This window comes from Leisingera sp. F5, from assembly GCF_001593695.1.
The window spans coordinates 172,236-198,054 of the sequence record NZ_LUKH01000008.1; the positions used below are offsets into that span (position 1 = coordinate 172,236).

A 25,819-nucleotide genomic window follows, 5' to 3' on the forward strand; every position below is an offset into this window, starting at 1 on the left:
ATGCCTGCGGATCATCCTCAGTGCGTGGTAAAGCTGTTGGGCGTGTTGCGGTAGGCCTCGTGGCAGCTGAGGCAGCTTTGCATCAGGCTGGGCAGGGTGCGGCGCAGGGCGGGCAGGGAGCGGGTGCTGAGGTTCCTGGCTGCCGTTTCGGCGGTGTCTGCACGGGCTTTGAAATCCTTCCAGGCGTGCCAGATCAAGGGCCGCGCATGGGAGCGTGGATCCAGCTGCGGCTTCTTGAAATGCTTGCGGATTGTGCCGGTGGATCTGATCAGCTGCCGCCGGGCTGTGCGGGCCTTGTCCCGGTCAAAATATGTGCGCCCGGCCATCATGCCGGCCAGCACGTCCATCGCCGCTTTTTGCGAGGTCATCAGGGCCATTCTGCGTGTCACGTGCTTGCTGGCGCCGTCCCTGGCTGTGACCGGAGCAGCGGTGCCAATGGCAAGAGCTGCGAGGATGGCCAAGAAGGCCATGGTTTTGAGCAGGCGGATGGTCATCACGCGGCCCCCGGGCGGATTGACCGAATCACATGACGGGAACAAAATAAGAACATATACTGTGGAACTCCTGTAATCTGCCGCCTTCCGGCCCCCGCTGCCCGATCTGTCCATGCCCCGTCGCCGCATCTTATCGCTTTGGTTTCCGCGCCTTGGGGCGGAGCGTATCATGCGGGCAGAGCGCGGCGGCAGTGCCGGGCCGCTGGCCGTTGCCGGGGAAGTGTCGAACACCCAGGTTATTTCCGCGTTAAATATGGCGGCGTCGGCGGAAGGTTTGCAGCCGGGCCAGCCGTTGCGCGATGCCCATGCGATGTGTGCGGCGCTGGTGGTGCGGCCGCGCAACCGGGCCGCCGAGGCGGCGTTCCTGGCGGCGCTCAGGCGCTGGGCGGGCAAGTTCAGCCCCTGGGTGGCCGAGGCCGGGGAGGACGGACTGATCCTTGACCTTACCGGTTGCGCGCATTTGCGAGGCGGCGCTGATGGAGACGGCGGGGCGCGATTGCGCTGAGATGGGCCTCAGCGTGCAGATGGGGCTGGCGGATACCTTGGGCGCGGTCTGGGCGCTGGTGCGTTACGCGGATGAGGACGCCGTGCCGGACCGTTCGGGCGATGCCATTGACCAAGAGGCCCGCGCGACCCGGGCCCGGGCGCAGAAACGCACGCCGGGGCAAAGCGCCAAGCGCCGCCATTGGACCCGGGGCGGCGCCGCAGGTGCAGGCGCTGCCGCCGCTGTTGGGGGGATTGCCGGGCCTGGGCAGGCTTATGGCGCGCTTGGGCCGTTGCCGGTGGCGGCCTTGCGGCTGGATCAGGTGATGGGCAGCGCACCGGAGCCGGTCTCGCCCGCGCGCAGCCCGGATCACTTTGCGGTGCGGCTGACCCTGCCGGAGCCGATCGGGCTGATGGAGGATCTGCTGGCAGGCATTGACCGGATGCTGCCGCGGCTCTGCGCCCGGCTGGAGGCGCGCGGCAAGGGCGCGCGGGTGCTGCAGCTGGAGGCGCACCGCTGCGACCAGGAGATGGAGGCCGTGACCCTGGGCCTGGCCCGTGCCAGCCGCGCGCCGGACCGCATCCGCCCGCTGCTGGAGATGAAGCTGGAACAGATTGATGCGGGATACGGCATCGACATGCTGCGGCTGGAGGTGCTGTAGGCCGAAGCGATCCATGCCCGCACCCCCGCGGGCCATATGCAGGCAGGCGCTGCTGTGCAGGCGCGGCAGGAGGACGGCGCAGCGCTGGAGGATCTGATCGGGCGCCTGGGCGCGCGGCTGGGGCTGGAGGCCATCACCCGCTGCCACCCGGCAGAGAGCCACATCCCGGAAAAGACCTTCACCGTGCAGTCCGCTGCTGATCTGGCGGCCTGAGCTGGTGGCAGCGCCGGAGTTGCCAGAGGTGCCCGCACGTTTCCGCTGGCGCGGCCGTGACTGGGAACTGGCCGGGGCGGAAGGTCCGGAACGGATCGCGCCGGAATGGTGGCTGGAGGATCCAAACTGGCGCAGCGGCGTGCGCGATTACTGGGTGGTGGCGACCCGCACTGGTGAACGGCTGTGGCTGTTCTTCGCCCATGGCGGCGCGCTGTCGCCGGGCTGGTTCTGTCATGGTTCTTTTGCGTGACGGGCCGGACAGTTCGATGCGCGGCGAAGGGTTTTGCTTGGGTCTGCCTGAAGGACGCGCGTAGAATAGGGGCATGATCACACCGCGTTTCGACATTCTGGGCCAGGCCATCAGCGACGCCAGCCGCACGCAGATGCTGTGCGAGCTGATGGAGGGCCGCGCCTATACCAACAAGGAGCTGGCGGCGGCTGCCGGGGTGACGCCGCAAACTGCCTCGGCGCATTTGCGGCTGCTGCAGGATGCCGGGCTGGTGGTGGCCGAAAAACGCGGGCGTTGCGTTTACCACCGGCTGGCAGGGCCGGAGGTGGCCCATGCGCTGGAGCAGCTGGCGGCGATTGCGCCCGCGGACAGCCTGCACCGCGCCCAGCAGCGCAAAGCGGGGGATCTGGCACAGGTGCGCAGCTGTTATGATCATCTGGCCGGGCCTTTGGCAGTGGCGATGACCCGCGCCCTTCTGGACCGCGGGATGCTGCGGGAGGAACACGGCGCCTTTCGCGCTGTTCCGGCCGGGGAGTGGCTGAAGCTGGGTGTCATTCTGCCTGAGAAACCGGGCCGCCAGCCGTTTGCCCGGCCCTGTCTGGACTGGACCGAGCGCAAGCTGCATGTGGCGGGGCCGGTGGGGCGGCTGATCTTGGATCACGCGCTGGACAGCGGCTGGGTCAAGCGGCACCGGCACAAGCGCGGGTTGGTGCTGACGACGCCTGGAGCGCGCGCGCTGGAGCAGATTCTGGGCCTCAGCTGCGGCGGGCTGGTGGCGGCCTGAGGCAGGCTGGAGCGGCCTGGAAACAGGGGGCAGAGCCTGTGCGCCTTCTGCATCACACGAAAATTCGAAGGGGATAGACCTTGATTTGCCCCGGAAACGGCGCAACCTTTAAACTATGAGCTTTGATCAGGTGCAGCCTTTTCCCGGATCTCCCTACCCTCAGCAAGTCGCGTTTGACCGGCGGGAACTGTCGGTCATTCTATCCCTCTATGGGCGAATGGTTGCCGCCGGGGAATGGCGCGATTACGGAATTGCCTCCCTGCGGGATTTGGCGGTGTTTTCGGTTTTCCGGCGCACGGCAGAGCATCCGCTTTACCGGATCGAAAAGCGCCCCAAGCTGCGGGTGCGGCAAGGGCAGTATTCGGTGGTGGGGATGGACGGGCATATTCTGAAGCGCGGGGCGGATCTGAAAACCGTTTTGCGGGTGCTTGAGCGCAAGCTGATCCGATCCGTTGAATAACCTTCGGGTTGCAGCGGGGCCGGGATCGGAAAATTCAAATTTTCCGGTTAAAAATCTTCGCAAGATTTTTGCCGCCTGGGGCGGCTGATGCGGGTCACGCCAGCCGTTTGTGTGCGGTGACCGGGCCGTCGCCCTGGGCTGCGATCCGTTCGATTGCCACGCCGATGGGTTCGATCGCCACAGCCATATCGTGGGCATTGGCGTGGATCAGGGTGCCCGCATCCCGCACCATGGCCACATGGCCTTTCCAGAACAGCAGGTCGCCGCGCTGATAGTCTTTGGATGTGACCGCCTCTCCCAGCTCTGCCTCCTGCATATCGCTGTCGCCGGGGCAGGCGGTGCCGCAGGCAAGCAGAGCGGCTTGCATCAGGCCGGAGCAGTCGATGCCGAACCGGCTGTTGCCGCCCCAGAGGTAGGGCGTGCCGAGGAACAATTCGGCCACGGCCACCGGATCAGCAGCATGGGCGCCCAGCGGCGACAGGTGGCGGGCGGGGATGAACCCCAGGTTGGTTTGCAGAAATCGCCCGGTGCCGCCCAGGACCTGCACCCGGCTGCCGTGGCTGAGGGCATGGGTTTCTGGCGATTTGAAATCATCATCGGAATAGGCATGGGTGGCCGAGGCGCTGACCCAATGGGTGGCGTCAAAGGGCGCTGTCAGGGCCGCGCTGGGCACATAGCCGACGTAAGCATCCTTGGCTGCTTGCAAGAAAGACCAGCCCTCCCGGTCCTCGTAGACAGTCACCGGCTCGCCATAGACAAGCTGGCGGTCGCGGACGCCGTCCGGCGCGCGCAAGAGGTCTGCAACGGGTACTCCGATGCGGGCAGCGGTGCCTTCAATCGGTTCCAAGCCAGCGGGAACATCCGCCAGATGCGCGGCGGCGACGCGGGTGTTCATGGGAGTACGGCGGCGGTCGGTCATGCCGTTAAAGCTCCAGCATGTCCGGCAGGGCGGCAAACAGTGCGCGGGTGCCCTGCAGGGCACCGCCCTTGGGCCGCCCGGGGGCGGCGCTGGGGGTCCAGCCGTAGATGTCGAAATGCATGTAGCGGGTGTCCCCGGCAAAGCGGCGCAGGAACAGCGCGGCGGTGATCGACCCTGCAAAACCGCCGGAGGGCGCATTGTCGAGATCGGCGATGCCGGGTTCGATCATTGTCTCGTAAGGGTCATAAAAAGGCATTCGCCAGACCGGGTCGGCGGTGCGCGCCGCACTGGCCGCCAGCGCGGCGGCATCTGCATCGTGGTCGGTATAGAAGGGCGACAGATCCGGGCCGACAGCCACACGGGCAGCCCCGGTGAGGGTGGCCATGGAGATCAGCAGATCCGGCGTGTCTTCGGCCGCCAGTGCCAATGCGTCGGCCAGCACCAGGCGGCCCTCGGCGTCGGTGTTGTTGTTCTCTACCGTCAGCCCCTTGCGGGACGTCAGCACATCGCCGGGTCGGAAGGCGGGGCCGGACACCGCATTCTCCACTGCCGGAATAAGCACCCGCAGCCGCAGGTTCAGGCCAGCGGCCATGATCATCCGCGCCAGCCCCAGTACATTGGCGGCACCGCCCATGTCCTTTTTCATCAGCGCCATGCTGTTACCGGGTTTGAGGTTCAGCCCGCCGGTGTCGAAACAGACGCCCTTGCCCACCAGGGTGAGCCGGGGGCCGGACGTGCCCCAACCGATATCGATCAGCCGCGGCGCGCGGTCCGATGCGCGGCCCACGGTGTGGATGAGCGGGAAGTTCTGCTGCAGCAGATCCTCGCCGGTGATCACAGAACAGCCGGCGCCGAACTCCTCGGCCAGGGCTTCGGCAGCAGTCTGAAGCTCTTGCGGACCCATGTCAGAGGCAGGCGTGTTGATCAGATCGCGGGTCAGGCATTCGGCGGCAGCCAGTGATTCTACGGCGCTTGCATCCAAACCTTCCGGCGCAACCAGCGAAGCGGTCTGTGCCGCGCTTTTCTTATACCGGTCAAAGCGGTAGGTCATCAGCAGCCAGCCCAGTGTTTCGGTGGCGGCAGCGTCTTCCGGCAGGCCGGAGGCGATCCGGTAGGTCCCGGCGGGCAGTTTCGCGGCGGCCTCGGCCAGCACGAAACGGCGGCGCGCGCGCGTGGCGGCGCTGCCATAGCCGGCCAGGGCCATCTCAAATGTGCCATCCGTCGCCGGCACTGCCAAGGCCTGGCCGCAGGCGCCGGTAAAGCCCTGGGCCGAAACCCAGGTTTGAACGCGCTGCGGCTGACTCGAAAGCCAGCTGTCAAAAATGTCGCTTGCGATAACATGCACAGGACAGGCGTCCCGGCTGGGCGCGGCAAAGACGGGCGGCATGGGCATACTCCGGTTGCGGATCAGTAATGATCCGCCAGAGTAGCCGCCGCAGCGCCGCCTGCAAGCCCTGCAGGCCGCGGAAATATCAGATCGTCATATCCTGCTGATCCCAGACTGCGGTCAGCGAGCGTTCGCCCACCCGCATCAGCCGGAACAGGATCGCGGCTACCGCCGGAGCGTCCTCGGCATCAATGGCTACGGTCGCATCCCTGGCAATGGCTGCCAGCGCTGTCATGCCGATCTGATCGGCAATCGCAATCAGCGACCGGGCGCTTTTGCGCAGGTTCATCATGTCATTCTGCCGCCACAGGCGCTCGCAATGCGTCAGGCGCACCGCCATTTCTTCAACCGCCCGGCACACGACATCTTCGGCACCGGTTTCGCCGAGCTGCTCATACAGCGCGGAGAGTTTGTCTGGATCCAAGCGCACTGTTTCCGAGCGCATTACTGTTAGTATATTGGCCACCACGTTCACCCAAATTCTATGTACCCCCACGGCACAACTGCCAATTTGAAGCCCACAAGTTTTCAAAAGGTTTCTGCAGGAGGCTCAAATCGCTCGAATTTGCGGACAATGCAGGGTAACACGTCCGGCAACGTGCAACGATCGGAGGATTCGACAATGGACTTTGCCAAACCTCTCCCCAGTTATCTGGTGACCCGCTATCACGGCTGGAAGGCCACATCTTATGAGGAAAACCAGGGCTGGTACCGCCGCTTGGCGACTGAGGGCCAGCGCCCGCGGGCCATGGTGATATCCTGTTGCGACAGCCGGGTGCATGTGACGTCGATCTTCGGCGCCGACCAGGGCGAGTTCTTTATTCACCGCAATATTGCCAACCTGGTGCCGCCGTTTGCCCCTGATGGCGACCACCACGGCACCTCGGCGGCGGTGGAATACGCGGTGACCGCGCTGAAGGTCTCGCATCTGATCGTCCTGGGCCATTCGCAGTGCGGCGGCGTTCAGGGCTGTATCGACATGTGCAAAGGCAACGCGCCGCAGCTGGAAGAAAAGACCAGCTTTGTCGGCCGTTGGATGGATATTCTGAAGCCCAAGTTCGAAGGCGTTTCAGGAATTGAGGATCCGGAGCTGCAAGCGCGCCAGTTCGAGCGCCAAGCTGTTGTTGCCTCATTGGAAAACCTGATGACCTTTCCCTTTATCGAATCGTCGGTGAAGGCCGGACAGCTGAGCCTGCATGGCTTGTGGACCGATATCGGCGAAGGCGGTCTGGAATGTTATGATCCCAAGACGGGCGTGTTTGCGCCTGTCTGACCGTCATGCCGGGTTTTTGCCGGCACCAAAAGCAGCTGCCAGATTGGCGGCTGCTTGCGTATAGCCGCCATCGGCGCCATCGACAAAGTGGATGTGGTCGTCCTCCACCGGCGAGGGCACGATGCAGGTGACCATTGCGGCGTCCTGTTCATGCAGGCCGAAATGCACCAGCCCGGCCCCGGCAGCCTGCTGCAGGCGGTCGCGGATCCGGGTGCTGATGGCCGGGGTGCAGTCCAGTGTCATCTTCAGCCCGTCATCAAATTTGCGAAAGTCGGAATGGGCTTTGAGAACCGACAGGTAATGCACCGGGTCAAAGGCGCCCACGGGGCGTTTCAAGGTGAAGATCAGCCCGGCAAAGAGGCTGTGTGAGACAAGATAAAGCTTCCGTAAAATCACCGGCAATTTTCCGCGGGACGCCCGGGCTTCCAGGGTCAGGCCGGAGGGCGGAAAGCGCAGTTTAGGACCGCCATCGGGCACCGGGTGGCCGTCTTCCGCAAGTTCGGAGGCCAGATCCAGCAATTCTGCCGAAAGCCGGGCAAAGGCCCGCGGGCTGGTGCCCGGAGCGGGCTGGGCAACCACCGACAGGATAATGCCGTTGCGCGCCGGAGTGTTGCTCCAGCGGCAGGACAGGCCGCTGAGGTCGGGGGGTTCGGCCTGCGGGGCGGCGGGCACTTCAAAGGCGCCGGCCTTCATCTGTGCCTCGGCCCAGGCCAGGCCGCCGCCGTTGAACATGGCGAAATCCGCGTGATCCGACACGGCATAGCGGGCAATCCGGACGTCCAGCCCCTCGGCGCGGACCCAGCCCATCGGCAGCATCGCAGCCCGCAGGCTGACGCCGTATTCCGCTTCGGTCCAGCTGCGCAGACCCGCCAGCACCTCTTTGGCGGTGTCCTTGTGCCGGGGCGGCACCGCAAAAGAGGCGCCGTCACCGCCGAAGATATAGGGGAAGGCCTCGCCCTCAAGCGCGTTGCGCATGGCGGCGATCACCGCGGCGCCGATCATGTTGACGGTTTTGTAGCGCCCCGCAGCCACCAGCCCGGTGGAATTCACGATATCGGTGCAGCACAGGTGCCAGTCCGGCGGCAGCGGCGCAAAGGCCTCTGGCGCGGCAAGGCTGTCAAAGGACCGGGTGCTTGGCAGGCTGGAATAGAAAGTGTCTGTCGTCATTCCGTTCCCACCCCAGTTTCCCGTCCCAGTATCCCATTCCTGCGACCTGCCGTTTCTACCTAAACGAATTGTGTGCCGGGACCAAACATGCAAGCTGTGCCGCGGAAACGGCCAACCGGGGGACGGGAAATGCAGGCAGGATTGATCTTATTGTGCCTGGCTTACGTGCTGAGCCAGTTTTTCCGTGCTTTCCTGGCGGTGCTGTCCAGCGTGCTGGCGCAGGATATCGGGGCGGCGCCGGATGATCTCGCCTTTGCCTCGGGCATGTGGTTCCTGTCTTTTGCCGCAATGCAGCTGCCGGTGGGCTGGGCATTGGACCATGCAGGGCCGCGCCGAACCGCGGCGCTGCTGCTGCTGCTGGGCGGCGGCGGCGGGGCGGCAGTGTTTGCCGCGGCCAGCGCGCCCTTGCATGTGAGCATTGCGATGTTCCTGATCGGTATCGGCTGTTCGCCGGTGCTGATGGCCTCTTACTATATCTTTGCGCGCCAGTACCCGCCCGCCCGTTTTGCCACCCTTGCCGCCCTGATGCTGGGGGTGGGGTCGGCGGGCAATCTGGTGGCGTCCTACCCGACCGCACTGGCGGTGGATCTGTTCGGCTGGCGGCAGACGCTGGCGGGGCTGGCAGTGGTTTCCGTGGTGGTTGCGACAGGGATCTTTCTGACTGTCGCTGACCCGGACAAGCCGGAGGGCGAGCACAAGGGATCGGTACTGGACCTGCTGAAAATGCCGGTAATGTGGGCGATTTTCCCTCTGATGCTGGTGGCCTATGCGCCGTCGGGGGCGCTGCGGGGGCTGTGGATCGGGCCTTATCTGAATGACCTCTATGGCCTCAGCACCCAAGCCGTGGGGCTTGCAACGCTGGTGATGGGCGCGGCGATGATTGCCGGCACTTTTGCTTATGGGCCGCTGGACCGGGTGCTGGGGTCCCGCAAATGGGTGATTCTGGGCGGCAACATTCTGGCATGTCTGGCATTGGGCGGATTGATTCTGGCGGCAGGCACGCCAGTCTGGATGCCGGTCGTGCTGATGGCGGCGGTCGGATTCTTCGGCGCCTCTTTTCCGGTGATCATGGCGCATGGCCGCGCCTTTGTGCCGCCGCATCTGGCCGGACGCGGGGTCACATTGCTGAATTTCTTCGGCATCGGCGGGGTGGGAATCATGCAATTCGCTACCGGCCGTATTCATGCGAATATGGCCGGGACGGACCCATCCTTGCCCTACACGGGGATTTTCACCTTCTTTTTGGTCTGTCTTGCGGCAGGATGCGCAGTTTATCTGCTCAGCCGTGACAGCATGGACTGATCCGGGACTTTTAACTTGGTCCCGGAACCTTTATCACTCCGGCGCCGGCCATGGGGCCGGGTATTACTGGAGAAACAGACAAATGGGTTACCGCATCGTCGTCGTTGGCGCCACTGGCAACGTGGGCCGCGAAATGCTGAACATCCTGGCCGAGCGCCAGTTCCCTGTGGATGAGATCGCTGTATTGGCCAGCCGCAAATCTCTCGGCACTGAAGTCAGCTTTGGCGATAAGACACTCAAGACCCAGGATCTGGATACCTTTGATTTCACCGGCTGGGACATGGCGCTGTTTGCCGTGGGCTCTGCCGCGACCAAGGATTATGCGCCCAAGGCCGCCGCGGCGGGCTGCACCGTGATCGATAACTCGTCGCTCTACCGCTACGATCCGGACATCCCGCTGATCGTGCCGGAAGTGAACCCGCAGGCGATCCACGACTATGCCAAGAAGAATATCATCGCCAACCCCAACTGCTCGACCGCACAGATGGTTGTGGCGCTGAAGCCGCTGCACGACCGCGCCAGGATCAAGCGCGTCGTCGTCTCGACCTATCAGTCGGTGTCAGGCGCGGGCAAAGAGGGCGCCGACGAGCTGTGGGATCAGACCAAGTCGATCTATAATCCGACCACTGATGTGCCGCCGAACAAGTTTCAGAAGCAGATCGCTTTTAACGTCATCCCGCAGATCGACGTCTTCATGGAAGACGGCACCACCAAGGAAGAGTGGAAGATGGTGGTGGAGACCAAGAAGATCGTCGATCCGGCGATCAAGGTCACCGCGACCTGCGTCCGCGTGCCGGTGTTTGTCGGCCACTCGGAAGCCGTGAATATCGAGTTCGAAGAGTTCCTGGACGAGGACGAAGCCCGCGACATCCTGCGCGAGGCGCCCGGCGTCATGGTGATCGACAAGCGCGAAGCCGGCGGCTACGTGACCCCGATCGAATGTGTGGGTGATTTCGCCACTTTCATCAGCCGGATCCGCCAGGACTCGACCATCGACAACGGCCTGAACCTGTGGTGCGTCAGCGACAACCTGCGCAAGGGCGCAGCCCTGAACGCAGTGCAGATTGCCGAGCTTCTGGGCCGCGAGGTTCTGAAGAAAGGCTAAGCCTTATATCCTTTTGGTGAGGGGGCTGCTTCGGAAGAGGCGGCCCCTTTTCTTTTGCACGGCTGCCTCGGGGCGGCCAGCTCCGGTAGGTTGAGGAAGACAGAAGAAACACCAGACCAAGAGGATCAAACCTATGATCGCACTGCAGGATTTCAGCCAAGCCGCCCCGGTTTCCGCAACTCAGCCATTTGGCACTGTGGCGGCTGTTCCGTTGCATCCCAAGCTGAACTGCGCATCCGCGGCAGAGTTGCGGCAGCAGCTGGCGGCGGATTTCGCAGCGTCCGGCGACTGGTTCACCCTGTGCCGGGGCCTGCGCCGCAAGGGCATCTGCCTGCGGATGCGTGAAGGGGATCTGTGGGTCTATGACGCGTTGAGGCTGGCGGCAGTCTCCTCCTGCGAAGATCTGGGGATCGACACAGATGAATTGGAGCTGCGCTTTGGCCCGTCACAGCCGCAGCAGGCCGCCGCTCATGGTGCCTGAGCGTGCTGGCCACGCCGCAGACTGAAGGATAGGTTTGGCATCAGGCGGGCAGTTCCGGCCCGCCATCTTGATTGATTGAGAGATGCCAATGAGAATTTCCTTGATGGCTTTTGCCGTTTGTTCGTTTGTTCAGGCTGCGGCATCCGTTGCTGCGGCCGATACCCTTTCCGTCAGCAGCCGGGTGTCCGAAGTGACACTCTATCCCGGCCTTGCCGAGGTGACGCGGCGCGCTGCGGTTACGCTGCCTGAAGGGCGGCACCGGCTGATCCTGCAGAATGTGCCGAAGTCTGCGCTGCTGGAGACCTTGCAGGTTGAAATCACCGGCGCCCGCCGCATCGCCACCTTGCTGCGCGAGGATTACGTGCCGCCGCGGGATGCGGACGACCCGGAGATTGAGGCCGCCGAAGCACGGATTCGTGATCTTGAGGCCCAAGTTGCCTCGGTCCGGGATGAGGCTGCGGGCGCCCGTGCCGGGGTGCGGGCGGCAGAGGCCTCCATCGGGTTCCTGCAGCAGCTTGGCGGCAATGAGGGCCTGGCCCAGGCGGAAGCATCGGCTTTGAGCGAAATTGCGCGGATGATCACCCGGGAAGCAGGCAAGGCGAGCCAGGCTGCGGTGGAAGCGGAAGCCGGGGCACGCCGGATTGAGCTGCGCCTGGAGGCGCTGGACGAAGACCTGGCAGCGGCCCGCGCAGCGCTGGCGGCCATCGCGCTGGAGGACCGGGACCGGTTGTACATTGCAGTGGATGTGGAGGCAGAACAGGCAGGTGAAGGCGCGGTAATGCTGAGCTATTTCACCGCCGGCGGCGGCAATATCGGCTGGCAGCCGTCTTACGAAATGCATCTCAGCACAGGGGAAACGCCTGAGGTTACCCTGAAACGCGCAGTTACGCTGGTTCAGGATACCGGAGAGAACTGGCAGGATGTGGCATTGACGCTGTCTTCGGCAAAACCATCGGGGCAGGGCAGCCCGTCTGCCTTGCACCCGTGGCTGCGCCGGATTGAAACGCCTGAGCCTCCGCGCGCGCAGAAATCCTTTGGCCTGGATGTGGCGGAAATGTCTGCGCATTCGGAACCGGTGATTGAGCCTCCGGTCATTGTTGAAGACGCGCAAGGCGGGTGGGCTGCAAATCTGGAAGGGGCGGCTGCAACCTACAGATTCGGCCTGCCGGTTTCGGTCGCCTCCGGTGCCGATTTCCTTAGGCTTGAAATGGATGCTCTGACGGCCGTTGCCGAAGTGAAGGCAGTGGCAGTGCCGAACCGCGATGAAACTGCCTACAGGGTGGCGACGTTCACCAACAGTTTCGGCGAGCAGCTCCTGGCCTCGGAGGAAGTGCCGCGGTTTGCCGATGGCAAGCTGGTTGCTTTTGAGGGGTTTGCCGGGCTGGCACCGGGTGCGGAGATGGCGGCGGGATTCGGCCCGATCGAAGGCCTGCAGGTTCGCCGCGATATGCTGCGGCAGAGCGAAGGCGGCCAAGGGTTGATCTCGCGCAGCAATGAACAGGTGCAACATGTGGAAATCGAGGTGGAGAACCTGACCGGCCAGGATTGGACCCTGCGCGTTCTGGACCGGGTGCCTTACTCGCAGCAAGAGGATCTGGAAATCGATTGGTCGGCCAATCCGGCCCCGACAGAAGAAAACGTGGAGAAACAGCGTGGCATACTGGCCTGGGATCTGGACATCGCGGCCGGCGAGAACCGCGCAATCCGGCTGGACGTCACGCTCAGCTGGCCTGATGATATGGTGCTGCGCTGAGAGTGGCGTGCCGGATCGCTGCGGAAAACTCCCGCCCGTCGTCAGGTATTTAGATACCTTCCTCCCGTTGGGCGTGGCACCGCGCATGGCGCGGTGCCACGCCCAAGCCCGCTGCCGCTGCGCTGGCAAAGCCAGGGCTGCGGACGGGCACGGGAGCGCTACCTGAATTCAGGTCCAAGTGGCGGTGTTATTCCGCCTTCCAGCGTGCGGCCAGATCGCGGGCGTTGCGGGCAAGCATCATTACGTCGATGCCAACGGCCAGAAATTGCGCACCCATGTCTGCATAGGCCTGGGTGGCTTCATCCGTGGTGCCTAGAATGCCGGGAGCCAGACCTGCCGCCATGATCCTTGTGATCGCATCGGCAATCACAGCGCGGACTTCCGGGTGGGCCGAGTTGCCCTGATGGCCCATGTCGGTGGACAGGTCCGCCGGGCCGATGAAGACGCCGTCAATGCCCTCGACTTGCAGGATCTCGTCCAGCGCGGCCATCCCGGCGCGGTTTTCCACCTGCACCAGCAGGCACACCTCCTGATCGGCGGTCTGGATGTACTCAGTGACAGAGCCGAACATGGTTGCTCGCGCTGCAGTGGCGCCGACGCCGCGCAGGCCCGTGGGTGGGTAGCGGCAGGCGCGGACCAGCTCTCGGGCCTGATCGGCGCTTTCCACGATCGGCACCAGTACTGTCTGCGCGCCGGCATCCAGAACCTGCTTGATCATCCAGGTTTCACCAACCGGCACTCGCACCACCGGGTGGCTGGGCGAGGCCGCCAGCGCCATCAGCTGGTCGCGGATCGAGCGGATGTCGTTCGGCGCGTGCTCGCCGTCGATCACCAGCCAGTCAAAGCCGCAGGTGCCCATGATCTCGGCGATCTGTCCGTCGGCAAAGCTCATCCAGCAGCCGATCTGGCGCTGACCATCGGCAAGGGCTTGTTTGAAGCTGTTCTTGGGCGCGGGCATGTGCTGGACCTCTTGTTCAGGCGAAGTTGATGGATACGGAGCCGAAGGGGCCAAAATCGGCGGCGATTTCTGTGCCCGGCGGGCATTCGATGGGGCGGATGAACGAGCCTGAGAGCACGATATCCCCGGCCTCGATCTGTTGTCCATATTCCGCCATCCGGCGGGCGAGCCACAGGACCGAGGTCACGGGATCGTTCAGCACACCCGCGCCGAGGCCGGTTTCCTCTACGATCCCGTTGCGGGCAGTGATGGCGCCGGTCCAGCGCAGGTCGTGGGCGTCTGCTGCATGACGTTCCGCGCCCAGCACCACGCCGGCATTGGCGGCGTTGTCGCTGATGGTGTCGGTGATGATGCGGGCCTGTCCCGTATCGGGATCAGCGCGCAGGATGCGGGTGTCGAGGATTTCCAGCGAGGGTGCCACATAGTCCGTTGCGGCCAGAACGTCCGCGCGGGTGCAATCGGCGCCAGCGAGGGGGGATTTCATGACAAAGGCGATCTCGGCCTCGATGCGCGGCTGGATGAAGCGGCTGGCTGGCACCGTGGCGCCATTTTCAAAGAGCATATCGTCCAGCAGCACGCCGCTGTCCGGGGTGGTGATGTTCAGCGCCTGCTGCATCGCACGGCTGGTGAGGCCGATCTTCCAGCCGATCTTTCTGCGCCCGGAGGCCAGTTTTTGACTTATTAGAGCCTGTTGCACCGCATAGGCATCGTACAGCGTCATGCCGGGGTAGGCCAGTGAGAGCAGCCCGCATTGCTGGCCGGTCTGCTCAGCCTTGAACAGCCTGTCAGCGGCCTCCCTGTGCTGTCCCGGGGTCATTTCTCATCCTCAACCGTGTTGCGCAGGGTGCCGATGCCCTCGACCTCAATCTCGACCACGTCGCCGGGCTTCAGGTATTTCGGCGGGTCGAACCGCGCGCCTGCGCCGGTGGGGGTTCCGGTGATAATCACGTCGCCGGGCTGCAGGGTGGTGAAGGTGGAGATATAGGCGATTTCCTCGCGGATCGGGAACATCATCCGGCTGAGGGTGTCGTCCTGGCGGATCTCTCCGTTCACGCGGGTGATAATGCGGGCGCCGTCCAGCTGGGCGGCGTCGGTGAAGGGCATCAGCCAGGGGCCGATGGCGCCGGAATTGTCCCAGTTCTTGCCTTGTGTCACATTGAACTTAGCATGGCGGACCCAGTCGCGGATGGTGCCCTCGTTTGCCAGTGTTAGAGCCGCAATATGATCGTAAGCGTCTTCGGGTTTGATGCGTCGGCCTGCCTTGCCGATCACCACGGCGACCTCGCCCTCGTAATCCAGCGTGTGATTTTCCGGCGGGCGGATCAGCGGGCGCCCTGCACCGGTGAAAGAGCGCGGGAAGCGCGGGAACAGGGACATGTGCTTGGGCTGGGATGAGCCGTCCTTGTATTCCGCGTTCCGGTCCGGGAAGTTGACACCGACACAGATGATTTTTTCCGGGTTGGGGATTGGGATTTCATAAGTGAAATCCGAGTGGGTGACGGGTTTGTCCTCAGCGGCCTGTGCCAGCGCGGGCAGGCCGTCCGCCGCGATCACGTCGCGCATCGTGGGCCAGTCCGGGAACTGCGGCGAGAGGGCGACCATGCCGGCGTCCGTCACCGCGCCATAAAAGGTTTCGTCGCTCGCGGTGTAGGTGGCAAAGCGCATCAGGTCAGGCTCCTTGCGATTTCGGTGATGACGTCAAAGCCCATCATCACGTCTGCTTCGGTGGTTTCAAACTGGCCGGCCTGGAAGCGGATCACCAGCTGGCCGTCGACGCGGGTCTGGGTCAGGTAGATGCGGCCATCGTCGTTGATTGCGTTCACCAGCTGCAGGTTCAGATCGTCGAGGTCTGCCGCACCTTCGGGGGCGTAACGGAACGACCAAAGCGACCACATCGGCGGGGTCATGATCTGAAAATCGGCCTCTAACTTGAGCTTTTCGTGCAGTTGATTCGACCAATTGATGTGCTTCCTGAGGCGCTGGCGCAGGCCTTCGAGGCCATAGGTGCGGATCAGGAACCAGATTTTCAGCGCGCGGAAGCGGCGGCCAAGCGGCACCGACCATTCGGAATAATTGACGATGCCATCGTGGCCGTGGGTCTTCAGATACTCAGGGCTGATGGCGAGGGTTTGGACCAGGCCAGCCGGGTTCTTCAGGAAATGTGCGGAGCAGTCGAATTGCACGCCGAGCCATTTGTGCGGGTTGAAGACGATGCTGTCGGCGCGCTCAACCCCGGGCCAGTAATGGCGGTATTCGGGGCAGATCATGGCAGAGCCGGCCCAGGCTGCATCCACATGAGTGTAGAGGCCGTATTTCCCGGCGACGTCCAGCACCTGATCCACCGGGTCCGTGGCGCCGACGCCAGTGCCGCCAACACAGAGGATCACGCCCGCGGGCTGATGGCCTGCAGCGAGGTCGGCCTGGATCGCGGCCTCCAGCGCGTCCGGGTCCATGCCGCGCCAATCGCCCTTGATCGGCACCCGGATCAGGTTCTGCTGCCCGATGCCGGCAACCCAGATCGCACGGTCGATGGAGGTGTGAACCTCGGAGGAACAGTAGATGCGCAGCGTTTTCTGTCCGAACAGACCCTGTTGGTTGCCCTGCCAGTTCAGTGCTTTTTCCCGCATGGTCAGAACGGCAGCGAGGGTGGCGGAGGAGGCAGAATCCTGAATGACGCCCTGGAACTGGTCCGGCAGGTCCAGCGCCTGGCGCAGCCAGTCCATCATCCGTGTTTCCATCTCGGTTGCGGCGGGCGAGGTCTGCCACAGCATGCACTGCGGTGCGATGGCGGAGGCGAGGAATTCCGCCAGCACCGAGGGCGCGGCGGCGTTGGAATTGAAATAGGCAAAGAAGCGCGGGTGCTGCCAATGGGTGATGCCGGGCATCACGATGTCCTCGAAGTCGCGGAAGATTGCCTCCATCCCCTCGCCGGCCTCGGGCGGGGTCTGGGGCAGGGCGTGTAGCACCTCGCCGGGTTCTGTCTGGGCGCGGACGGGTCGCTCGCCCACGGTCAGGTGGTAGTCCTGCGTCCAGTCCGCGACCCGGCGGCCCCATTCGGAGAATTCATCCCATTTCATTTTGTATTCCTTTTGTCCGTGCCATCGGCACGGGCAGCGCCTGACCTTCCCCCTGGGAAGGCGCTTCACGCCTCCCCAAGGTCAGCGCTGTCCTGCGTTGGGTCAGGGTGCAATAATCGGTTGCGCGTCCAAGGTGCTGGGGGCCGGCGTGGCCCCATCAAAGACGGAGCCTTCCTCGAACCAGCTGCGCGGGGCGGGGGCGCCCCAGAGGGTCTGGCGCTGCGGATCGGTGAGTGACCATTTGATCGGCTCCAGATCCGGATCAACGGTCTGGTAGTCGGAGCAGTAAATCTCGATCCGGTGGCCGTCGGGGTCGCGGACATAGAGGAAGAAAGCGTTGGAGATGCCGTGGCGGCCGGGGCCGCGTTCGATGTTGTCCACATATCCGGTGGCCGACATCAGATCGAGTAGGTCGATGATGTTCAATGGCGTCGGCACCCAGAAAGCGGTGTGGTGCAGGCGGGGCCCGAGGCCATTGGTGAAGGCCACGTCATGCACGCCTCCCTTGCGGTGCATCCAGGCGGCCCAGATCTTGCCGCTGTCGTCATCTTGGGTGAATTCGGTGACGCGGAAACCCATCTCGTTGTAGAAGGCGACTGAGGCATCCACATCCGCCGAGAACATGTTGAAATGGTCGATGCGGAGCGGTTTTACCCCTTTGTAGAGCCTGTACTGCTGGTGGATCGGCTCCAGTCGCTCCATCTTGACGTAGAACTCCAGCGGGATGCCCCAAGGGTCGCGGGTGCGTAAGGTTTTGCCCATATGGGGGCGGTCCACCCATTCCACGGGCAAGTCCTTGGAGGCGAAGAACTCCGCCGCCTTGTCCAGGTCCGGTTCATCATAGAGCTTGAAGCCCAGAACCCCGACCGAGGCGGTGTCTGCCTTGACCAGCACGATGCAGTGGTGGCCGCGTTCCTCCATTGCGCGCAAGTAGATGCGGCTATTGTCTTCATGCGTCACTTGCAGGCCCAGCGTGTCCACATAGAAGGCGCGGGAGGCGGCGAGGTCGGTGACGGCGTATTCGACGTGGCTGAGCCGCACGATGTTGAAGGGCGGATAGAGGTTCGGGGCGGGGACGGGCATGGTTTGAACCTTTCACTTGCAGTTGCGGGCGGGAGCGAGGGGCCGGCCCCTCGCGCTCCCCGGGATATTTTGGGCCAGAAGAAGGGGTCAGGTGCCGAGGCGCGGGATTTTGTGGTGGCCCAGGGCAAAGCCGATGTGTTTCTGTTCCATATAGAACTCAAACGACCAGTCGCCGCCGTCGCGACCGATGCCGCTGGCCTTGACCCCGCCAAAGGGGGTGGGCAGATGGCGGATGTTTTCCGAGTTCACCCAGATCATCCCTGCCTCAAGTGCGTTGGTGAAGCGCAGGGCGCGGTTCAGGTCGTTGGTCCAGACGTAGGCAGCGAGGCCGTATTGCGTATCATTGGCCAATGTTAGAGCCTCATCCTCGTCCTTGAAGCGGATCGCGGTGAGGACCGGGCCAAAGATTTCCTCCTGGGCGATGGTCATGTCGTTGGTTGCCCCGGTGAACAAGGTGGGGCGGACAAACCAGCCCTTGTCCCCCGCACGGGTGCCGCCGGCGGCGATGGTGGCACCGTCCTGTTTGGCGGTCTCGAAGTAGGAGGTGACCTTGTCGAAATGCACCTTGTGGATCAGTGGTCCAACTTCGGTTGCCGGGTCCAGCGGGTGGCCGACCTTGATGCTGCCCACGCGTTCGATCAGTCTGGCCTCGAAATCATCGGCAATGCTCTCCTGCACCAGCAGGCGCGAGGAGGAGGTGCAGCGCTCGCCGTTCAGCGAGTAGATCATGAAGATCGCGGCGTCCAGCGCCCGGTCGAGGTCGGCGTCGTCAAAGGCCACCACCGGGTTCTTGCCGCCCAGTTCGAAATGCACGCGCTTCAGGGTATCGGCGCCTTGCTTCATGATCATCGAGCCGGTTTTGGACTCGCCGACAAAGGCGATGGCCTTGATATCCGGGTGTTCGGTGAGCGCCTTGCCCGCGTCCTCGCCAAATCCGTTGACCAGGTTCCAGACCCCTGCGGGCAGGCCGGCCTCATGGGCGATTTCGGCCAGGATGCGGGCGGTGAGGGGGGAGAACTCGGCCGGTTTGTGGACCACGGTGCAGCCGGCGGCGAGGGCCGGGGCAATCTTCCAGGTCGACAGCATGAAGGGCGTGTTCCAGGGGGTGATCACGCCCACCGGACCGATTGGCACCCGGGTGGTCACATTCATCAGGGTCGGCGACTGCAGCTGCTGGCCATCGCGGGCGGATGTGGCCTTGTCTGCAAAGAAGCGGAAGTTTTCTGCACCGCGCAGCGCCGCCTTGGACATGAACCGCAAGGCTTGGCCGGTGTCCCAGCATTCACACAGCGCGATTTCCTCGGCGCGTTCCACGATCAGGTCGGCGATGCGGTGCAGGATCTTCTTGCGTTCCAGCGCCGGCATGTCTCGCCAAGGGGGAAAGGCCTCTTTGGCGGCCTTGGCAGCTGCGTCGATGTCCTCGGCACCGCCCTTAGCAACAGAACAGATCACGCTTTCATCCACGGGCGAGGCGGTTTCAAACGTAGCGCCGGAAGCGGCGAGGCGGCTTTCGCCGCCGATCAGGTTCAAAATGCCGGTCCCGCGGAAACGGGTCAGGTGGCTGTTCAGCGTTTCGATATTGGTGGTCAGATCGCTCATCACTGGTCCGCCTTTTGCATGTGGTTGCGGATGGTGCCGCATTTCGGAGAAAGCTCCGGATCGATGTCGCGCATCTCCAGCGACAGGGCGATGGAGTGATGCTGCATGGCTGTCTCAAGGAACGCCTGGGCGGCGCCGAACACGGCCTGCGCGGCGCGTTTACGGGTGTCCAGATCGCGGCCGGCCCGCAGCCGGATGGAGATGTCGATATAGCCGTGCTGCGGATCGCCGTCAGCAATCGAGACGTGGCTGGCCGCAAAGGCGCGCACCCGGAGGCCCGCCAGGGGGAACACGCCGGTCTCCGCTGCGGCCTGTCGCAGATGGCGGCACAACGCAGCGATGTCTGTGCGCGCCTCCATATTGGCCGAGTAGTCCAGCGCGATGTGCGGCATGTCCGGTACCTTTCCTAAATTACTTAACATGTGTAGCAATTATAGTGCCGTGAGTCAAGCAGAAGAAACCCAAGCGGCAATTGCGTTTAGCCGGAAGCGGGGTGATAATCGGGCATGACCAGGATGATGCCCTCCACCGACCGCTCGCTGCCGATTGCCCTTCTTAGGGCGCGGGAGCGTGTGATGGGACCGATCCGTGCGCTGCTGAGCGGCGCGGGGCTGACCGAACAGCAATGGCGTGTCCTGCGGGTGGTGCAGGAGAGCGGGCCGATAGATCCGACCCAGATCGCCGACAAGGCCTGCCTGCTGCTGCCCAGCCTGACGCGGATCCTGCAGAAGCTGGAAGAGAAGCAGCTGATCAGCCGGCAGCGCGACCAGGAAGACCGCCGCCGCCAAGTGGTGCGGATTGCGGCTGCAGGGGAGAGGGTCATTGCCGATAATCTGGAGGCCAGCCTGGAGCTGATGGAGCAGACGCGCCGGAAGATGGGTGTGGAGCGGTATGAGGCGCTGCTGGACCTGCTGAACGAGCTGGACCAGATCGAACTGTCCGAGTGAGTCGGCTTTGCCGCATTTGGCGCGGATGCCGGAGTGCGTGACGTAAACGGGCCAGTTGGCGCGTTCGAGCAATAAGATCATGGTGACCTGTAATTTTTATTTACTATCAATTATATACGCTTGAAAGTAGCCGCCCTGTCAACATGCTTGATGCTGCGTATGCAAAGGTGATTTTCCGCCAATGACGCATATAGCGCTGTCGATGTCCGAAATCCCCCTGTGATGTGCCGCATTTCTCACTCAATCTGCCGGGGACAGTTGATGAGGACATCATGCGGTACTCCGGCCTGAAAGTGATCAAGGAGGCCCTGACGGGCCACAAGGGATGGCGCCCGACCTGGCGCGATCCGGAACCCAAGAAAAGCTACGATGTGGTGATCATCGGCGGCGGCGGCCACGGGCTGGCGACCGCTTATTACCTGGCCAAGGAACACGGCATCACCAATGTTGCGGTGATCGAGAAGGGCTGGATCGGCGGCGGCAACGTGGGCCGCAACACCACGATCATCCGTTCCAACTACCTGCTGGACGGCAACGAGCCGTTCTACGAGCTGTCGCTGAAGCTGTGGGAAGGGCTGGAGCAGGACTTCAACTACAACGCCATGGTCAGCCAGCGCGGCATTCTGAACCTGGTGCATTCGGATGCGCAGCGCGACGCGGCGCGGCGCCGGGGCAATGCGATGATCCTGAACGGATCGGACGCGGAGCTGCTGGATGTGGACGGCGTACGGGCGATGTATCCGTTCCTGAACTTCAACAACGCGCGCTTCCCGATCAAGGGCGGCTTGTTGCACCGCCGCGGCGGTACGGTGCGCCATGATGCGGTGGCCTGGGGCTATGCCCGCGGGGCGGACCTGCGCGGGGTGGATATCATCCAGAACTGTGAAGTCACCGGCTTCAAGATCGAGAACGGCAAATGCCTGGGTGTGGAAACCACTAAGGGCTTCATCGGCGCCAACAAGGTGGCAAGCTGCGTTGCAGGCTCCTCCAGCCGGGTGATGGAGAAGGCTGGCATGCGCCTGCCGATCGAGAGCCACGTGCTGCAGGCCTTTGTGTCTGAAGGGCTGAAGCCGGTTCTGGACGGGGTGATCACCTTTGGCGCGGGTCATTTCTATTGCAGCCAGTCGGACAAGGGCGGGCTGGTCTTTGGCGGCGATCTGGACATGTACAATTCCTATGCGCAACGAGGCAATCTGCCGGTGGTCGAGGACGTGATGGAAGGCGGCATGGCCCTGATCCCGGCGCTGGGCCGGGTGCGGATGCTGCGCAGCTGGGGCGGCGTGATGGACATGTCGATGGACGGCTCCCCTTTCATCGACAAGACCCATGTGGACGGTCTCTATTTCAATGGCGGCTGGTGCTATGGCGGGTTCAAGGCGACCCCGGCGTCGGGCTGGTGCTATGCGCATCTGCTGGCGACCGATACCCCGCATAAGGTGGCCACGGCCTACCGGCTCGACCGGTTCCGGCGCGGCTGCATGATCGATGAAAAGGGCCAGGGCGCCCAGCCGAACCTGCACTGAGGAAAGGAGCACACGATGATTATCAACCATCCCATCCTCGGGCCGCGAGATTCGCAGGAGTTCACCTATCTGGGCGACGCGACTCTGATCGACCGTCCCGACTGGGAGAGTGATGACGCGGCAGAGCAGTTTCACGACTACCTGTACCTGCGCGACAACCCGGCGGGCGAGCACCGCGAGCTGTGGTTCCACGAGCAGGGCGACCGCTCCTGGCTGGTGGTGACCCGCAATACCGTGACCCATGAAATCCTGACTGTCGAACTGGCCCGCGATGTGGCCCGGGCAAGGGGGCGCAGCAAATGACTGATGCACTAATGAATGCCGGCCGCGTGGCCTTTCAGGCAGACGGCAGCACCGGCGCCCGCAAAGGCGTGCAGGTCAACCGCCTGGATGGCGGGCTGATCAAGGGCAGCAAGACGCTGACCTTCTCCTTTGACGGCAAGCGCTACAAGGGGTTTGAGGGCGATACGCTGGCCTCGGCCCTGCTGGCCAATGGCGTGCGGCTGATGGGCCGGTCCTTTAAATACCACCGTCCGCGCGGCGTGCTGACCTCTGGTTCCGAGGAGCCGAACGCGCTGGTCGAGTTGCGCAGCGGCGGGCGGCAGGAGCCGAACACCCGTGCCACCACGGCAGAGCTGTATGAGGGGCTGGAGGCAAATTCGCAGAACCGCTGGCCGTCGCTGCAGCATGACTTCATGGCGATCAACGACCGGTTCTCGAACTTCCTGACGGCGGGTTTCTATTACAAGACCTTCATGTGGCCGGCCGCGTTCTGGGAGAAGATTTACGAGCCGATCATCCGCAAGGCGGCGGGTCTGGGCAGCATCAGTTTCGAGGATGACCCGGACGCTTATGACAAGGGCTTCCTGCATTGCGATTTGCTGGTGATCGGCGCTGGTCCCACCGGCCTGATGGCAGCGCTGACCGCGGGTCGGGCTGGTGCGCAGGTGATCATTGCCGATGAGGATTTTCTGCTGGGCGGGCGCCTGAATGCTGAGACCTTTGGCATTGGTGATCTGACCGGTGCGGCCTGGGTCGAACAGGTGCAGGCGGAGCTGGCGTCGATGCCGAACGTGCGGGTGATGCCGCGCACCTCGATCATTGGTGCCTATGATCATGGCATCTATGGCGCGGTGGAGCGCACCGCAGACCACGTGCTGGCGCCGGAGGCGGACAAGCCGCGGCAGATCCTGTGGCGGATCTATTCCAAGCGGGCCATGCTTGCGGCAGGTGCCACCGAGCGGCCGATCGCGTTTGAGAACAACGACCGTCCCGGCGTGATGCTGGCGGGTGCGGTGCGTGCCTATGCCAACCGCTGGGCAGTGACACCGGACCAGAGTGTTGCGGTCTTCACCAACAATGACGACGGCCACCGCACTGCTGCGGACCTGATCGCCAAAGGCGTGAATGTGGCCGCGGTGATCGACACCCGCGCCGATGCGCCCAAGGTTGAAGGGGCAGAGCTGTTTGCTGGTGCCCAGGTGATCGACACCAAAGGCCGGCTGGGCCTGGAAATGGCGCGGCTGCGTCTGGCCAATGGCGCCACCCGCGACGTGCCTTGCGGTGCGCTGGCGGTGTCGGGCGGCTGGAATCCGAATGTGCATCTGACCTGTCATCAGCGCGGCCGCCCGGCCTGGCGCGAAGACATTGCTGCCTTTGTCCCCGCGGGGACACTGCCGCAAAATATGTCCGTGGCCGGTGCTGCCAATGGCGATTTCTCCACCGCTGCCGCCCTGCGCGCCGGTGCCGAGGGCGCGGTGGCTGCACTTTCGGAGCTGGGGATCACGGCGAAAGCTGCTGATTTGCCGGAGGCCGAAGACGCCCCCGTCAATGTGACCCCCTTCTGGTACGTCAAGGAAGGCAAGGGCCGCGCCTGGCTGGACCAGCAGAACGACGTCACCGTCAAGGACGTGAAACTGGCGCATCAGGAGAACTTCCGCTCGGTCGAGCATCTGAAGCGCTACACCACTCTTGGCATGGCCACCGACCAGGGCAAGACCTCCAACATGGGCGGTCTGGCAATCATGGCCGAACTGGCGGGCAAGCAGATCCCCGAGGTCGGCACCACCATGTTCCGCCCGCCCTATACGCCGGTGTCCTTTGGCGTGATGGCCGGCCGCTCGGTCGGCGAGGAGTTCCGCCCCACTCGCAAGACCCCCAGCCACAAATGGGCTGAGGAGCAGGGCGCGGTATTTGTCGAGGTGGGCCAGTGGCTGCGGGCGCAGTGGTTCCCCAAGGCGGGCGAAACCCATTGGCGCCAGTCGGTCGACCGCGAGGTGCTGCAGACCCGCAATTCGGTCGGGATCTGCGATGTGACCACGCTGGGCAAGATCGACGTGCAGGGCAAGGATGCGGCGGCGTTTCTGAACAAGATGTATGCCAATGCCTTTGCCAAGCTGCCGGTGGGCAAGGTCCGCTATGGTCTGATGCTGCGCGAGGATGGCATTGCCTATGACGACGGCACCGCCGCGCGCTTTGCCGAGGATCATTTCGTGGTGACCACCACCACCGCCAACGCAGTTCTGGTCTATCGCAACATGGAATTTGCGCGCCAGTGCCTGTTCCCGGATCTGGATGTGCAGCTGATCTCGACCACCGAGGCCTGGGCGCAGTTCGCGGTGGCGGGTCCGAATGCCCGCAAACTGCTGCAAAAGGTTGTGGACCCCGAGTTCGACATCTCGAACGAGGCGTTCCCGTTCATGGGCTGCGGTGAAGTCACCGTGGCGGGCGGTTGCCGGGCGCGGTTGTTCCGGATCTCCTTCTCGGGCGAGCTGGCCTATGAAATCGCGGTTCCGACCCGGTATGGCGATGCGATGATCCGAAAGCTGATGGAAGCGGGCGAGGAGTTCGGTGCTGTGCCTTACGGCACCGAGGCGCTGGGCGTCATGCGGATCGAGAAGGGTCATGCAGCAGGCAACGAGCTGAACGGGACCACTTCCGCGTTGAACCTCGGCATGGGCCGGATGGTCAGCAAGAAGAAGGACTGTATCGGCAACACCTTGAGCGAACGCGAGGGCATGAACCGGGAGGACGCGCTTAAACTGGTTGGTTTCAAGCCGGTGAATGCATCTGATCCGGTGCCGGCCGGGTCGCACCTGATGAATGCGGATGGCGAGGTCAGCGCCGCCACTGATCAGGGCTATATCACCTCAGCCGCCTATTCGCCTGTGCTGGGCTGCGCGATCGGGATCGGGTTCCTGAAAAGCGGCGATGCGCGCAAGGGCGAGGTGATCCGCGCGGTCAACCCGCTGGAAGGCAAGGAAACCCGGGTCGAAGTTGTCAGCGCGCATTTTGTGGATCCGGAAGGGGAGCGTCTCCGTGGGTAAGTTCGATAATCATGGCCTGAAAGCCATCTCTCCGCTGGGCAGGCATGAACCGCAGGTGGATGCCTTTGCCGGGCTGCTGATCCGGGAAGTAACGGACCGGACGCTGGCCTCCCTGGCCGCGCGCCAGGGCAACGAAGACGCGGTGAAATCCGCGGCTGCGTCCTACCTGGGCGGGGCGCTGCCTGAGGTCGCGGGCTGGGCCGCCAGCGGCGACTTTGCCGCTTGGTGGATGGGGCCGGATCTGTGGATGGTCTCGGCGCCGCATGACAGCCATGAGCTGCTGGCGGCTGAGCTGAAAGAAGCGGTTGGCGATGCGGGCTCTGTGGTGGAGCAAACCGACGGCTGGTGCCGTTTCGACATGGAAGGCAGCCGCTGCTTTGATGTGCTGGAGCGGCTGTGCAACGCCAATATCCGCACGGGCAAAGCGGGCGAGGCCACCCGCACCTCAATGGAGCATCTGGGCGTTTTCCTGCTGTGCCGCGAGCCCGGGCAGCGCTATTCCATCGTGGGGCCGCGGAGTTCTGCGGGGTCGCTGCATCACGCGCTGGTAGCTGCTGCGCAATCAGCGATTTGAGACTCTAGATTGGGGAATTT

24 protein-coding genes and 1 pseudogene are annotated in these 25,819 nt (G+C 63.7%); 13 read left to right on the top strand and 12 right to left on the bottom strand.

The features are described 5' to 3' along the window. Positions 1 to 17: 17 nt before the first annotated feature. Positions 18 to 494, bottom strand: a complete 477-nt coding sequence (locus tag A2I95_RS07215; RefSeq protein WP_291729113.1) for a cytochrome c — start codon at positions 492 to 494, stop codon at positions 18 to 20. Positions 495 to 606: 112 nt separating this feature from the next. Between A2I95_RS07215 and A2I95_RS07220 the strand changes: the two are divergent. From A2I95_RS07220 to A2I95_RS07230, 3 genes and pseudogenes are all read left to right on the top strand, one after another. Beyond that, a pseudogene (locus A2I95_RS07220) lies at positions 607 to 2,102 on the top strand (DNA polymerase Y family protein). A gap of 73 nt (positions 2,103 to 2,175) precedes the next feature. Beyond that, entirely contained in the window at positions 2,176 to 2,865 is a 690-nt protein-coding gene (locus tag A2I95_RS07225; RefSeq protein WP_291729114.1) for a helix-turn-helix transcriptional regulator, read from the top strand. A gap of 115 nt (positions 2,866 to 2,980) precedes the next feature. Beyond that, on the top strand, positions 2,981 to 3,325 hold the full coding sequence (locus tag A2I95_RS07230) for a DUF2794 domain-containing protein (RefSeq protein ID WP_291729115.1): 345 nt from the start codon (positions 2,981 to 2,983) through the stop codon (positions 3,323 to 3,325). A gap of 94 nt (positions 3,326 to 3,419) precedes the next feature. On the opposite strand, the gene A2I95_RS07235 is transcribed toward A2I95_RS07230, so the two are convergent. The 3 genes from A2I95_RS07235 to A2I95_RS07245 all read right to left on the bottom strand — a co-directional run bounded on the left by A2I95_RS07235 (position 3,420) and on the right by A2I95_RS07245 (position 6,076). Next, positions 3,420 to 4,244 (bottom strand): NlpC/P60 family protein, encoded by an 825-nt coding sequence (locus tag A2I95_RS07235; RefSeq protein WP_291729116.1) that lies wholly within the window; start codon positions 4,242 to 4,244, stop codon positions 3,420 to 3,422. 4 nt (positions 4,245 to 4,248) lie between these two features. Beyond that, on the bottom strand, positions 4,249 to 5,631 hold the full coding sequence (locus tag A2I95_RS07240; RefSeq protein ID WP_291729117.1) for a M17 family metallopeptidase: 1,383 nt from the start codon (positions 5,629 to 5,631) through the stop codon (positions 4,249 to 4,251). Positions 5,632 to 5,716: 85 nt separating this feature from the next. After that, positions 5,717 to 6,076: a hypothetical protein gene (locus A2I95_RS07245; protein ID WP_291729159.1), complete on the bottom strand. Its 360-nt coding sequence runs from the start codon at positions 6,074 to 6,076 to the stop codon at positions 5,717 to 5,719. A 177-nt stretch (positions 6,077 to 6,253) separates the two neighbouring features. On the opposite strand from A2I95_RS07245, the gene A2I95_RS07250 reads away from it, so the two are divergent. Further along, a complete protein-coding gene (locus A2I95_RS07250) occupies positions 6,254 to 6,904 on the top strand; it encodes a carbonic anhydrase (RefSeq protein WP_027256676.1) in 651 nt (216 codons plus the stop codon). Positions 6,905 to 6,907: 3 nt separating this feature from the next. Here the strand turns inward: A2I95_RS07250 and A2I95_RS07255 are convergent, their stop codons facing one another. Beyond that, positions 6,908 to 8,071, bottom strand: a complete 1,164-nt coding sequence (locus A2I95_RS07255; RefSeq protein ID WP_291729118.1) for a DUF3095 domain-containing protein — start codon at positions 8,069 to 8,071, stop codon at positions 6,908 to 6,910. A 129-nt stretch (positions 8,072 to 8,200) separates the two neighbouring features. Here A2I95_RS07255 and A2I95_RS07260 point away from each other — a divergent pair, with 129 nt between their 5' ends. The 4 genes from A2I95_RS07260 to A2I95_RS07275 all read left to right on the top strand — a co-directional run bounded on the left by A2I95_RS07260 (position 8,201) and on the right by A2I95_RS07275 (position 12,712). Further along, positions 8,201 to 9,373, top strand: a complete 1,173-nt coding sequence (locus A2I95_RS07260; RefSeq protein ID WP_291729119.1) for an MFS transporter — start codon at positions 8,201 to 8,203, stop codon at positions 9,371 to 9,373. Positions 9,374 to 9,455: 82 nt separating this feature from the next. Then, positions 9,456 to 10,478 (top strand): aspartate-semialdehyde dehydrogenase, encoded by a 1,023-nt coding sequence (locus A2I95_RS07265; RefSeq protein WP_291729120.1) that lies wholly within the window; start codon positions 9,456 to 9,458, stop codon positions 10,476 to 10,478. A gap of 133 nt (positions 10,479 to 10,611) precedes the next feature. Further along, positions 10,612 to 10,959 carry a hypothetical protein gene (locus A2I95_RS07270; RefSeq protein WP_291729121.1) on the top strand — a complete coding sequence of 116 codons (348 nt, stop codon included), beginning with the start codon at positions 10,612 to 10,614 and terminating at the stop codon, positions 10,957 to 10,959. Positions 10,960 to 11,062: 103 nt separating this feature from the next. Continuing rightward, complete coding sequence (locus A2I95_RS07275) at positions 11,063 to 12,712, top strand: DUF4139 domain-containing protein (protein ID WP_291729122.1); 1,650 nt, start codon at positions 11,063 to 11,065, stop codon at positions 12,710 to 12,712. Positions 12,713 to 12,899: 187 nt separating this feature from the next. Here the strand turns inward: A2I95_RS07275 and A2I95_RS07280 are convergent, their stop codons facing one another. The 7 genes from A2I95_RS07280 to A2I95_RS07310 all read right to left on the bottom strand — a co-directional run bounded on the left by A2I95_RS07280 (position 12,900) and on the right by A2I95_RS07310 (position 19,821). After that, complete coding sequence (locus A2I95_RS07280; protein ID WP_291729123.1) at positions 12,900 to 13,670, bottom strand: HpcH/HpaI aldolase/citrate lyase family protein; 771 nt, start codon at positions 13,668 to 13,670, stop codon at positions 12,900 to 12,902. A 16-nt stretch (positions 13,671 to 13,686) separates the two neighbouring features. Further along, a complete protein-coding gene (hpaH, locus tag A2I95_RS07285; protein WP_291729124.1) occupies positions 13,687 to 14,487 on the bottom strand; it encodes a 2-oxo-hept-4-ene-1,7-dioate hydratase in 801 nt (266 codons plus the stop codon). Continuing rightward, complete coding sequence (locus tag A2I95_RS07290; protein ID WP_291729125.1) at positions 14,484 to 15,335, bottom strand: fumarylacetoacetate hydrolase family protein; 852 nt, start codon at positions 15,333 to 15,335, stop codon at positions 14,484 to 14,486. Before A2I95_RS07290 ends, hpaH begins: the two co-directional genes overlap by 4 nt. Continuing rightward, positions 15,335 to 16,747, bottom strand: a complete 1,413-nt coding sequence (locus A2I95_RS07295) for a pyridoxal-dependent decarboxylase (protein WP_291729126.1) — start codon at positions 16,745 to 16,747, stop codon at positions 15,335 to 15,337. The genes A2I95_RS07290 and A2I95_RS07295 overlap by 1 nt, the downstream gene beginning before the upstream one ends. A 102-nt stretch (positions 16,748 to 16,849) precedes the next feature. Then, positions 16,850 to 17,830 (bottom strand): 3,4-dihydroxyphenylacetate 2,3-dioxygenase, encoded by a 981-nt coding sequence (gene hpaD / locus A2I95_RS07300; protein WP_291729127.1) that lies wholly within the window; start codon positions 17,828 to 17,830, stop codon positions 16,850 to 16,852. Positions 17,831 to 17,917: 87 nt separating this feature from the next. Beyond that, a complete protein-coding gene (gene hpaE / locus A2I95_RS07305; RefSeq protein WP_291729128.1) occupies positions 17,918 to 19,429 on the bottom strand; it encodes a 5-carboxymethyl-2-hydroxymuconate semialdehyde dehydrogenase in 1,512 nt (503 codons plus the stop codon). Then, on the bottom strand, positions 19,429 to 19,821 hold the full coding sequence (locus A2I95_RS07310) for a 5-carboxymethyl-2-hydroxymuconate isomerase (protein WP_291729129.1): 393 nt from the start codon (positions 19,819 to 19,821) through the stop codon (positions 19,429 to 19,431). Before A2I95_RS07310 ends, hpaE begins: the two co-directional genes overlap by 1 nt. A gap of 114 nt (positions 19,822 to 19,935) precedes the next feature. On the opposite strand from A2I95_RS07310, the gene hpaR reads away from it, so the two are divergent. From hpaR to A2I95_RS07335, 5 genes are all read left to right on the top strand, one after another. Next, positions 19,936 to 20,376 carry a homoprotocatechuate degradation operon regulator HpaR gene (gene hpaR, locus A2I95_RS07315; protein ID WP_291729130.1) on the top strand — a complete coding sequence of 147 codons (441 nt, stop codon included), beginning with the start codon at positions 19,936 to 19,938 and terminating at the stop codon, positions 20,374 to 20,376. Between the two features lie 272 nt (positions 20,377 to 20,648). Beyond that, positions 20,649 to 21,899, top strand: coding sequence for a sarcosine oxidase subunit beta family protein (locus A2I95_RS07320; protein ID WP_291729131.1), 1,251 nt, complete (start codon positions 20,649 to 20,651; stop codon positions 21,897 to 21,899). Positions 21,900 to 21,914: 15 nt separating this feature from the next. Further along, a complete protein-coding gene (locus tag A2I95_RS07325; RefSeq protein WP_291729132.1) occupies positions 21,915 to 22,202 on the top strand; it encodes a sarcosine oxidase subunit delta in 288 nt (95 codons plus the stop codon). Between the two features lie 11 nt (positions 22,203 to 22,213). Then, complete coding sequence (locus A2I95_RS07330) at positions 22,214 to 25,225, top strand: sarcosine oxidase subunit alpha family protein (protein ID WP_291729160.1); 3,012 nt, start codon at positions 22,214 to 22,216, stop codon at positions 25,223 to 25,225. Then, positions 25,218 to 25,799: a sarcosine oxidase, gamma subunit gene (locus A2I95_RS07335; RefSeq protein ID WP_291729133.1), complete on the top strand. Its 582-nt coding sequence runs from the start codon at positions 25,218 to 25,220 to the stop codon at positions 25,797 to 25,799. The genes A2I95_RS07330 and A2I95_RS07335 overlap by 8 nt, the downstream gene beginning before the upstream one ends. Positions 25,800 to 25,819: the final 20 nt, after the last annotated feature.